Annotated in this window: 8 protein-coding genes and 1 tRNA gene; 7 read left to right on the top strand and 2 right to left on the bottom strand. The window is 44.0% G+C overall.

Annotated features, from left to right (window positions below; genetic code table 11):
- The first annotated feature begins 219 nt into the window (after positions 1-219).
- A complete protein-coding gene (locus tag PGW94_RS03840; protein WP_271758817.1) occupies positions 220-2,106 on the top strand; it encodes a peptidylprolyl isomerase in 1,887 nt (628 codons plus the stop codon).
- Positions 2,107-2,400: 294 nt separating this feature from the next.
- Here PGW94_RS03840 and PGW94_RS03835 read toward each other — a convergent pair whose 3' ends face one another.
- Positions 2,401-3,585: a pyridoxal phosphate-dependent aminotransferase gene (locus PGW94_RS03835; RefSeq protein ID WP_271758815.1), complete on the bottom strand. Its 1,185-nt coding sequence runs from the start codon at positions 3,583-3,585 to the stop codon at positions 2,401-2,403.
- Between the two features lie 279 nt (positions 3,586-3,864).
- Between PGW94_RS03835 and PGW94_RS03830 the strand changes: the two genes are divergently transcribed.
- Positions 3,865-4,467, top strand: coding sequence for a peroxiredoxin (locus tag PGW94_RS03830; RefSeq protein WP_271758814.1), 603 nt, complete (start codon positions 3,865-3,867; stop codon positions 4,465-4,467).
- Positions 4,468-4,470: 3 nt separating this feature from the next.
- Positions 4,471-5,445, top strand: coding sequence for a thioredoxin-disulfide reductase (trxB, locus tag PGW94_RS03825; protein ID WP_271758812.1), 975 nt, complete (start codon positions 4,471-4,473; stop codon positions 5,443-5,445).
- An 875-nt stretch (positions 5,446-6,320) separates the two neighbouring features.
- On the opposite strand, the gene coaD is transcribed toward trxB, so the two are convergent.
- Positions 6,321-6,827 carry a pantetheine-phosphate adenylyltransferase gene (gene coaD, locus PGW94_RS03820; RefSeq protein WP_271758810.1) on the bottom strand — a complete coding sequence of 169 codons (507 nt, stop codon included), beginning with the start codon at positions 6,825-6,827 and terminating at the stop codon, positions 6,321-6,323.
- Between the two features lie 159 nt (positions 6,828-6,986).
- Between coaD and PGW94_RS03815 the strand changes: the two genes are divergently transcribed.
- The 4 genes from PGW94_RS03815 to PGW94_RS03800 all read left to right on the top strand — a co-directional run bounded on the left by PGW94_RS03815 (position 6,987) and on the right by PGW94_RS03800 (position 11,010).
- Positions 6,987-7,058 (top strand) — tRNA-Phe (locus PGW94_RS03815).
- Positions 7,059-7,096: 38 nt separating this feature from the next.
- Positions 7,097-8,128 carry a gamma-glutamyl-gamma-aminobutyrate hydrolase family protein gene (locus tag PGW94_RS03810; RefSeq protein WP_271758808.1) on the top strand — a complete coding sequence of 344 codons (1,032 nt, stop codon included), beginning with the start codon at positions 7,097-7,099 and terminating at the stop codon, positions 8,126-8,128.
- A gap of 1,225 nt (positions 8,129-9,353) precedes the next feature.
- Positions 9,354-10,631 carry a proline--tRNA ligase gene (gene proS, locus PGW94_RS03805; protein ID WP_271758806.1) on the top strand — a complete coding sequence of 426 codons (1,278 nt, stop codon included), beginning with the start codon at positions 9,354-9,356 and terminating at the stop codon, positions 10,629-10,631.
- Between the two features lie 10 nt (positions 10,632-10,641).
- The gene (locus PGW94_RS03800; RefSeq protein ID WP_271758804.1) at positions 10,642-11,010 is read left to right on the top strand and encodes a holo-[acyl-carrier-protein] synthase; all 369 of its coding nucleotides are present in this window, start codon (positions 10,642-10,644) and stop codon (positions 11,008-11,010) included.
- The last annotated feature ends 117 nt before the right edge of the window (positions 11,011-11,127 follow it).

Here is an 11,127-nt window from a genome sequence, read left to right as displayed (position 1 = left end):
TGCATTATCAGATCTTTTCTCACTCTGTCTTTCCCCTCTCCCCTGTTGTGACTTGCTGATGTTACCGCGCTGATTTCGCTCGGATGAGGCCTACGGTCATGTATTGTTGGTAGAAAGCCCCAAAGTATGTTTTGTGGCCAGTTTATGTTGTGAAAAAGACTTGCAGATTTTATCTCATTGCTATATTCCTCGGGAGTCTGGGCTTATTGGCGTTCTATTATGCAATCTAGGAATATCTACGTTGGTGCTGTTCTGGCTGTTATCCTGGCCGCAGTTGCTTTTGTAACCTTTAGCGGTGTTCTACCTTTGGGCGGAGCCTCAAAGCGTGACGACAACAGACTATGTGTTGCCGAGCTTGGGGAGCGATGCATCTCCCTAAGAGATTATAACATAGCATATCAAGCCGAACTTGAAGGAATTGAGAAAGTAATACGTCAAAAACTTACTGACCACCAAGTGAAACAGCTCGGCATAAAGGAAACCCTTCTAAAGGATATGGTTTCTGAAATGCTGGTGGAAAAGCTGTCTCATGATGTTGGAATTAGAATTGGTGCTAAAAGCGTTAGAAGCCTTATAAGAAGCATAAAAGACTTTCAAGACAAAGACGGTGTCTTCGACAAAGATCTATTCGAGAGAATTTTAGAAGTTAATGGAATGTCCGAGGCTTCTTATACAGGGAAGATTCGTAATGCTTTGCCCTCCACAATGTTGCTAGAGTGCCTTTTTCCTTCCGGTGGAGACCTGCGTTCTAAATACCACGAAGATTTAGCTAAGGATATCTTTGATGGAAAGTTACAGTACCGTGTCGCAGACATAGTTGAAGTCTCGCAAAATGCTATAGCGGGCCTGGATGAGGTAGACGTACCCGAGGACGCGTTGCATTCAATGTATGAAAGTGAAAAGGATCGTTTCCTGTTCCCAGAGTATCGGAGTTCAAACTACCTGATAGTAACAGAAGATGATGCTCTAGAGAGTGTTACTGCATCAGATAATGAAGTAGAAATTGAGATAAAAAATAGCCGTTTAGATGATCAAAGGGATGTACTGAACTTGGTATTTACTAGTAAGGAAGAGGCCGACACGTTCAATGAAGAATTGCGTACTGGCAAGACTTTTGAAGAGCTGATTACAAATATGGGAGTTTCTGCCGACGACATAACTCTGAACAACATATCGAGAGAAATTTTGCCGGTAGACGCTCGCGGCGTAGTATTTGGGTTGGCGGCTGGAGAAGTTAGTGATGTTTTCCGTAGTGTCGTCGGATGGCATATTATGAAGGTACTGAGTAGGCACAGTATTTCTTCTGAAGACTTAGCTCAACTGAAGGACAAGATATCACTTAATATACGGAAACAGAAAGCCGCTGAGGTACTCGCAGCTAATGTGAAAAAGGCGAACGATATGATTAGCCAGGGTGCTTCATTAGAAGAAGTAGCTGGGCTATTTAGAGCTCCATCACGGGGCCTCTTGGAGGGCTTTGACATGCATGGGTTAAAGAGTGATGGTACCCCTGTTGAGTTTCCTGAAACACTTGGGGGAAATGCGTTTACAACATTGGTATTCTCTTCTCCATCAGACAAGCCTTCACACTTTGTAGACGTTGGAGATGCTTATTTTTCTGTTATGGTTACGGAGATTATACCTCCAAAGGAAAAGACCTTCGAAGAGAGTGTTCCCGCTCTTACTGAGGAGTGGAAGAGCTCTCTACGCATGAGCAAAATGAGAGAGCTCGCCTCAGAGCTTTCTATGAAGCTACAAAATGGTGGTGAAATACAGTTTGCAGATGGTATTAACGTAAGAAAGGACACTGTAATTCGAAAGACTGGTAAACCTGGCGAGAATCACGGCCAGTATCCAGAAGGCTTGGTTGACCTTGTATTCTCTATGAAAGTTGGTGATGTAAGCAAGGTGGTTACCGATTCTGAAAAGATATACTTTGCCGCCCTGAAAGAGGTAAAAAGTGCTGACATACCAAGTAAAGAGCTTCAGGAGTTCACAAACCGCTTTGCAGCTGAAAACATCGTGTCGCTACGGAGCCAATTGATGGATTACTTAATGCAAAAGTATAAAGTGAAGATCGACTATAATCTTCTAGAGAGAGTATAAAACCCCAGTTATGGAGACGTACCCTCCGCAGCTTCACTTTTCGCTTTATCACGCACACCTGGCACTAGGCTCTTGGGCTCCTTGTTGTTATGCCTGGTGCATGAGTCACCAGGCATATGCTTTGTGAGGGCTATGCCACAGGTACTACAATCACACAGTGCTACACTGTGACTCCGTGTTCATTCTCGGTGAAAAGGCATAACAGACGCCTTGTGCCAATTAGCAATCTTTCAACACATATTGTGCACACAGCCACACGGAACGTTTAAAGATCAATAATTTCAAAGTGCGCCACTAGCTCAAGTTACGACAAGCTTCAAGAATCCTCTCACACGCTTCTGATAGCCTACTGTCCGATAGCGCATACGAGATACGGAAAAAATCCGGGGCCCCGAACGCCGAACCTGATACTACAGCAACCCTGTGGTTTAACAAGTGTTTTGCCATATCTGTTCCATCGTTGATTATACCAACTCCAGGAGCCTGCTTACCTATAGCTCCAGCACATGACACAAACACGTAAAATGCTCCTTGGGGTTTTACCGCTTTTAATACTGATGATGACACTACTGTTCGCATGACCATATCCCTCCTCTGAGAGAACGCCTGTTTTCTCGGAATTAAGAAGGAGTGATCACCTAACAGAGCCTCCACCGAAGCATATTGTGCTATAGAATTCGCATTAGTGGTGCTTTGCGACTGTATTGTAGAAACTGCCTTAATTACGCTGGCATTACCAACAACATACCCTATACGCCACCCAGTCATCGAGTATGCTTTTGACACCCCGTTAACGATGTATACCCTATCGTAAATTGATCGCTCTACCTGAAGAATATTTAAAAACTCTGTGTCGTAGACAAGCTTTTCGTATATATCATCCGAAAGAACGGATACGTGCTGATGCCGCACAAGTACATCCGCTATACCTCGCAACTGCTCGCGGTTATAAACAGCGCCTGACGGATTTGAGGGAGAATTGATAATAAGCCATTTGGTTTTCGGCGTGATTGCCTCCTCAAGTAGCTTCGGAGTCAATAATAAGTCGTCTCCACAATCTACAATAACAGGAACCCCTCCGGCTATCTTCACGATATCAGGATACGAAACCCAATATGGGGACGGTATAATAACCTCGTCTTCCTCATTAAGCGTGGCCATGAGAAGGTTATAGATGCACTGTTTGGCTCCGCTGCCCACCAATACCTGGTTTGCAACGTAATCAACCCCATAATCAGTCTTCATCCGGTGAATGATAGCGTCTTTCAATTCTGGAATGCCCTCAACCGGAGTATACTTGGTCTTACCCTCATTGATAGCGGCAATCGCTGCATTCTTTATATGGTCTGGCGTATCAAAGTCAGGCTCCCCTGCACCCAAAGATATGACATCAACCCCCTTCGCTATTAGCTCCGACGTAAGCCTAGAAAGCTCCAGCGTGGGAGACGGCTTTATACAACCCATTCTTTTGCTTAACATACGTTTCCCTCCATATCATTTTGAGAAGCAACATTCACACCGACACTCACATTATGTAGAGACTAACTATTGCATTACATAACGCATTACCCTGAAAGGCAAAAGTATCGTTGTGAGAAGTAACTGATAATGCCAGAAACTTACCCTAGGAGACCTCCTCGCCACCACAATCATACTTTCTATCACCGCGTAACAGTCCCTATTATTGCTAAAAAACCCGTTGTTGATCTACCAATATTTTGTATACTGTTCAAAGGTTTTTCTTGCGAAGGTGTCTTAATGAATTTGGTAACAAAGCCGGCAATAGACTTTACTGCTCGTGCAGTGATGTCTGACGGAAAGGTATGTGATCTAACGCTCAGCAAACATGTTGCTGGGAAGTATGCCGTGCTCTTCTTTTATCCACGTGACTTCACGTTTGTCTGCCCTACGGAGCTTCTTTCTCTTCACAGCCGGATACCGCAATTCAGTGAGCAAAACGCAGAGGTTATTGGTATAAGCACTGACTCGGAGTTTGCACATACCCACTGGCGTAATACAGCTCTGGAAAAGGGTGGAATAGGAATGGTAAGTTTCCCCCTAGTTGCTGATGACTCTCACCACATATCTGACAGCTATGGGGTTTTACACAGCAACAAGATAGCATTGAGATGCACAGTAATCATAGATGAACACTTCATAGTAAGGCACCAGTCTATCAATGATCTGCCCATAGGAAGGAGCGTTGATGAAATTTTGAGGACTATTGACGCTCTAGAGCACCATAAGCTGCACGGTGAGGTTTGCCCTGCGGGATGGAGCAAAGGAAAGGTTGCTATAGAAGCAACACAACAGGGCGTTGAGCACTACCTGCAATCACACGCAGATAGTCTGGGTTCGTAGGTAATGTCAAGCGAAAGCATTAAAAGTGGTAGCACAGTTAAGGTGCTGATCTTAGGTTCGGGAGCTGCTGGTTGCACAGCAGCTATTTATGCCGGTAGAGCAAACCTGAAGCCTGTTTTGGTCACTGGCATGCAGCCTGGAGGGCAGCTGACGATAACCACAGATGTCGAGAATTATCCTGGTTTTTCCAGCATTGAGGGCCCGAAGCTAATGGAGTATATGCAACACCAGGCTACGGGTAGTGGCGCTACTTTACTTATGGATGAGATCAGCGCTCTTGATACAGGGGTTTACCCTTTCAAATGCACAAGCATGTTTGGGGAGGTTTATTACGCGTATAGCATTATCGTGGCTACTGGAGCGCAGGCAAAGTGGCTTGGAATAGAGAGTGAGCAAGCCTATAAAGGTAAGGGTGTTTCTGCTTGCGCCACATGCGATGGGTCTTTCTTTAAAGACGAAGTTGTCGCAGTAGTAGGTGGTGGTAATACTGCTGTTGAGGAGGCATTGTACCTTACAAGAAGTTCAAAAAAGGTATTCTTGATCCACAGAAGGGATAAGCTGCGTGCCGAAGCAATTATGCAGCAGCGTTTGTTTGATAATAAAAAAATCGAAGTAATCTGGAACAGCGTCGTGAAGGAGGTCTTAGGGGATTCTGAGAAAAAGAAGGTTACCGCCCTGCTTCTGCAATCAACAAAGGATGGTTCTGAAAGCACTATTGAAGTCGGTGGTCTATTTGTAGCTATAGGTCACGTGCCCAACACACAGATCCTCAAATGTATGACTGGAACTATGGTGGAGCTCGACAGTGATGGGTATGTTATTACGACTCCTGGAGGAACTGTGACTAGCTGCCCTGGAGTTTTCGCTGCTGGAGATGTATGTGATAAAGTATATCGACAAGCTGTAGTAGCTGCAGGATCAGGGTGTATGGCTGCTATGGACGCTGAGAAATTTCTGGCAGAGCGAGGTATTGAGTAAGGATGCTCCGCTGGGGATACTTTTCACACTAAGTCCCGCAGTCTTTTAGGCGTTTTTTGTGCCTGGTTGTGACTCTTTCAGTACTGCTTGTTTTTCGCTGCCTGATGCTGTTGCCTTTTCTAAGGCTAAAATGTGTAGTGAATACGCCTCCTGAGCAAATTAAAATGAAGACGTGACTGGCCTTACGTGCCGTGCATGATGTAGCAGGTGTGTAATGTGTTTCTACAGTGTAACTATCGTGTAATTTCTATTCTGCAGCTCGCAACTGCAGCTGTTTAAAATGCGATGGAAGCAAATTCTGCTCAATAACACACTCAATGTTCGTGAAGTGCACTCTATTCATAAGTAAACTTTAACTTAAATTAATCTATGTAATATACTGTGATTATGCATGTTTATGCGTTTGAAATATTCTATAATACACCTACTAGCGACGGTCAGTCCTACTGAGACAAGAGCACTTAGTGCAGCCGTTGTAACTTAAAATACAGCAACTTTGTGGTAACGAACATTGCATCAACATATTTGCTGCACGAAAAGCTTCTGTATGATTTTAAACTAATGGTTAAATATTTATAAAATAATAGTCGTTACTTCCCGCATTTTTTATCTCCAACACCCCTTTGTGAATACGGCCATATCACTTGGCTATTGTCTGCGATGAGTCTAGATGTTCTCGAAATAAATTTGTGCTTTATTTGGGCAGAACTGTTTATTATTCACAGCATGTTTAAAAAGCTGATTCACCCTGCTCACCAATAACAGCGAGAATAGACTAATACTCCATTGCAGAAACTGCTGTGTAGTGTGAATGAAAACACATTTGTTCCAAACTACATGTTTCGAGAAACTGACCACCACTGCGCAACTTGACACTATATAGTCTTCTGTCTGCCATAGAAATTTTTCAGGCACTCGTTTACAATTTTAGGAACAAACACCCCTGGATCACCGCCAAGTCTGGCAACCTCTTTAACAAAACTGGAAGAAATAAACTGAGTTTCTTCAGCAGCCGGCAAAAATACAGTTTCCATTCCGGGCGTCAACTTATAGTTTACCCAGCTCATTTGAAATTCATAGTCAAAATCCGAAACCGCCCGCAATCCCCTTATGATCATCAGAGCATTCTTTCTTTTGGCGAAGCTTGCTAACAGACCATTAAAGACCTCAACCTTGATCGAAGAGCTATGTTCCAGGTCTTTAACCGATTCCACAATCATCTCAGCACGAAGCTCTGCAGAAAAAGCAGTTTCTTTGCGCGCACGGTCCGCAACAGCTACAACAAGCTCATCAACGAGCTTGCATGCCCTATTTATTATATCGAGGTGCCCGAGTGTTATGGGATCAAAAGTACCGGGGTATATTCCTAATGTCTTTGTCAAAACTTCAACTAAAACGGAACAGGTAAGGCTCCATTATACCCTCTTACAAATGGGAGCAGCTACTTCTTTTTCAAGTTTATTTTCCTTGAACGGTGACTCTGTAACCATATAATGGACGCGGTGTGCCTGAGTGGCGCATTTGTGGTTTATAGTCTTTAAGGCCTGGTAGCTCAGTGGTAGAGCAGAGGACTGAAAATCCTCGTGTCGTCGGTTCGATTCCGACCTGGGCCACTTTTCCTGTATTGTGTCATGCTTTTTGGGGGTGCGTTGTGCGCGCGTTGTCTGGCTCATTCGTTGCGTTGATATCTGTGCTTTTCTTCTCGTTTATCTCTGTTTTGCCTCCAAAAGCATCTGCAAACAAACTGCGATCTGTAGCTGATATACAAGAAACCGTGGGGCTACTGCAAACTGAGAGAGAAACATACCCTGAGGAACTCACTTTCTCTTACAACATATATGAGCTCTTAACCGGGCTAGGCGCATTCGTGACACGGATTGATTATAACACGATAGTGGATTTTGACAGTATACGGGATCAGGCGCTATTGGAAGCGGACGGAAAAACGGACCGCCTACATGAGATCGAAGCACGAATAATAAAACAGCAGGTTGCAGCTTTTCTAAAGGAAAAAGGCATCACTAGGGTTTTTATCCCGGGAAATTTTTATAACCTTGATACTGAACCCTATGCTCCAACAGAAAACAGGCAGCTAATAACAGCTGCACTTGCGGAGATAGTACATGAAAACCCGGATATAAAAATCATGGGTGTGTGTGGTGGACTGCAGGGTATAATGCATGCAATGGGAGTGAAGATAGTGAGAGTACACCTTCTGGTGGGTTCACATGAATCTGCCGCGGTACATGCGGTATCTATGCCCGACCCACACGGTAAAGATGTCGTATTACATAGACTAAGAATTGTGCCAGGAAGTAGACTAGCAGAAATAGTTTCAAAGCATGTAGAACCTGATGAAAACTGGTGGTATTCGCTTTTCTTCCCTGACGCACATGGCGGTGTTGTTAGCAGTGACCGAGAGAACATTAAAAAGCTAGAGGAGCTTGGGTACGAGATTGTTGGGTTTTCAGATGATGGAATCATAGAAGCGCTTGAGGATAAACACGGCAATATATTGTTTCAAGATCATCCGGAAGCGTTGGCAATAAATCTTCTCAAAGGTAATCTGTTTCCTATCACAAATGAAGTAGCTAATAATAGAGCGGCACCAAAGGAAGACTTGAGGTATAAGGCTGCCATTGCAGCAATATCTGTAATTGAAGACTTCTTATACAGAAAATAGCGCAGCTCATTGGTAGGTAGTATGTAACTTTACAGGGCTGTCTTTCTAAACGGCAATATTCTCAGATTGGCATTACAATAAACCGAAATCACTGCACAAGCAGCTACATAAGTGGTCACAGTAGACGTAATCTTTAATATTCAGTAGCAATATCCATGACACAGGCGCCCATTTCATTCCATACACAATGATGCTAAATGTTCCATATAAGCGGGAAAATACAAAACTCAAAGTCGACTAATGAATGGAAGATACTTCACAACACGTAGGTAACAGGCGCCATCGAATGTGAAACGGCTCTTCTGCAATGTCCATTGCGAAAACGCACACCTCTATATGGCCCAACATATTTCCCAATGGAAATAAAACCTTCAGCCCGGGCTTGGATACAGATACATGACAGTCGTAGCACCATACAAGTGTCGTTAAGAATGAGGGCTTTCAAGTCTCAAAATCCGGGATGATCTCTGCACAATGCAGGCATATACAGACAAATGTTCAAGAGACGCCTACTGGTGTTGTACCAAAAGGTTTTGGTTCATTGGGTGCTCTTTAACAAAAGCATCCCCCTACCACTGAGACAGATTTATCTCTCAACGTACGTTTCTGAAAAACAGGCAGCTGTGCCGTTTACGTACTTGCTAGAGGCACATAAACATAAGTGGTATGAAAGTTTCTGAGCGGATAAGCTCTACCATGTCCAACAATTCGTAGTTTCTCTGTTCTCACACGTGGACGCTAACGCAGTACCAATATGTACCGCTCCGAACATACCGAATGCACTTCAGGTATACATAAAAATGTCTTTGCTATGAATGTAATAAATACCCCCATTACTTGCCTTCCCATTGCTGCAATACCTGTATTCATTCTTTACAAAAACACTTAGCCATGTGATCTGGGTGTTATCCACAGTGCAGCATATTATAAAAAATGGAATAGCAACTAGATGCTGCAGTGCGTATAGTAAAGACATTTCTGGTGCCACAATAAGCACCTTAAGCGTATATATGCCAACAAAACTAGCCTTTGTAGGATTTTTTATCGCTATAAAAGTTGCTATATGACACCGTACAGAAATTATACGTCTGGTGCATCACCCTCAAATTAGAAAAACGTGATATCCAGAATACATACGAATACTAACAGGGCTGTTTTACCTTGACTACTACGGTGTTGTGCACTAGACTGCGCGCGCTGGTTCATTCAATGAGATACATCATATATGCGGCTATCTGGGTTTTACGTACCAACCGTTAAGCACGTGTCTACAGATGTGGTGGCAGCATCCCATCGGTATTCCATTCGGGCGGGGCTTATATCTCAGACTGCTTCCGGTATATACACTTGGTTACCTCTAGGTCTTCTCGTTCTCAAAAAGATAGAGGAGATAGTCCGCCAGGAAATGGATTATATAGGATTTTCTGAGCTACTGATGCCATCTTTGCAACCGGCAGACCTATGGAAGGAGTCAAATAGGTATGATTCCTATGGTGTTGAAATGCTACGAGTAAAGGACAGGCATAACAGAGAGATGGTATTTGGCCCAACTCATGAGGAGGTCGTTACTGATCTTGTCAGAACATCACTCAGCAGCTACCGCGACTTACCGATTAACTTATATCAAATACAGTGGAAATTCCGCGATGAATTACGTCCAAGACATGGCGCTCTTCGAGGTAGAGAGTTCCTGATGATGGATGGGTACAGCTTCGATGTGGGCTATGAAGAAGCACTCAAGACTTACAACGCAGTGTTCAAGGCATACCGCAGGGCATTCAAGAGGATGGAGCTTCCCACACTTGCTGTAAAAGCTGCCACCGGGCCTATCGGTGGTAACATGAGTCATGAGTTTCATATACTTGCACCAACCGGTGAGAGTACGGTTTATTACGATGCGCGTGCGCTCGAGCTATCCGAAAAAGATGATCATGGGATTGAGCAGCTTGACTCAGTATATGCTGTGGCCGACGAAGAACATAATCCTGAAAGTTGCGGCATCGCTGAAGCTGATATACAGGTGACAAAGGGAATTGAAGCGGGGCACATTTTTTATTTAGCAGACCGATACTCAAAGCTCATGAATGCGAAATTTTGTAATGCAGACGGTGTGAGTTACACTGATGCCAAGATGGGCTGCTACGGGATTGGTATCTCCAGGCTTGTTGCAGCGATAATAGAAGTTTACCACGATGATGCAGGGATAAAATGGCCTGAGTCCGTTGCACCATTCAAGGTGGGGATTGTTAACCTTCTCCACAAGAATGAAGAATGCAAAAAAGTGTCTGAGCATTTACATTCGGCCTTGGTGAATGACTCTCTATATGACGATAAAGATGACACTGCCGGAGTCAAACTCTCCAGAATGGACCTGCTTGGTTTGCCATGGCAGATTATTGTTGGCAATTCATTCACAAAGAACGGCCTTTTGGAACTAAAAAGAAGGTCTGACGGTCGGGTCGAGACAATGTCTGTAGACGACGTAATCGCGAGGTTTAGCTAAGGTTTAGCTTATGATATTGGGTATAGGGGTGGATCTTGTATCTACAAAGAGGATGCAGTCCGTACTTGAGAGACATGGTAGCAAGTTTACTGATAGGTTTTTTTCCGAGAGAGAGATACTGGACTCTCTAAAATACAATGACCCATATGCAAGAGTGCGACACTTCGCTAAGAGGTTTGCAGCGAAAGAAGCATATGTTAAGGCTCGGGGCATAGGGTTCGGCAGAGGAATCGAAGGAAAGGATATATCAGTATATAACGATAAATACGGTAAGCCTGTCATAGAGCTTCATGGAGATAATCATCCAAACCACAAAGTGGAGCTTTCTATGAGCGATGATGGAGATTACGCAATAGCGTTCGTAACACTACATATTTAAACTTCGAGTATGCGAACACACATTGCGGTGGTATAAACGTGCCACCACGGCGTATCAGCTCTGCGTATCAGCTCTGCGTATCAGCTCTGCGTATCAGCTCTGCGTATCAGCTCTGCG

This window comes from Candidatus Anaplasma sp. TIGMIC (genome assembly GCF_028204095.1).
Taxonomy (GTDB): Bacteria; Pseudomonadota; Alphaproteobacteria; order Rickettsiales; family Anaplasmataceae; genus Anaplasma.
This window is presented reverse-complemented; position numbering and strand designations above follow the sequence as displayed.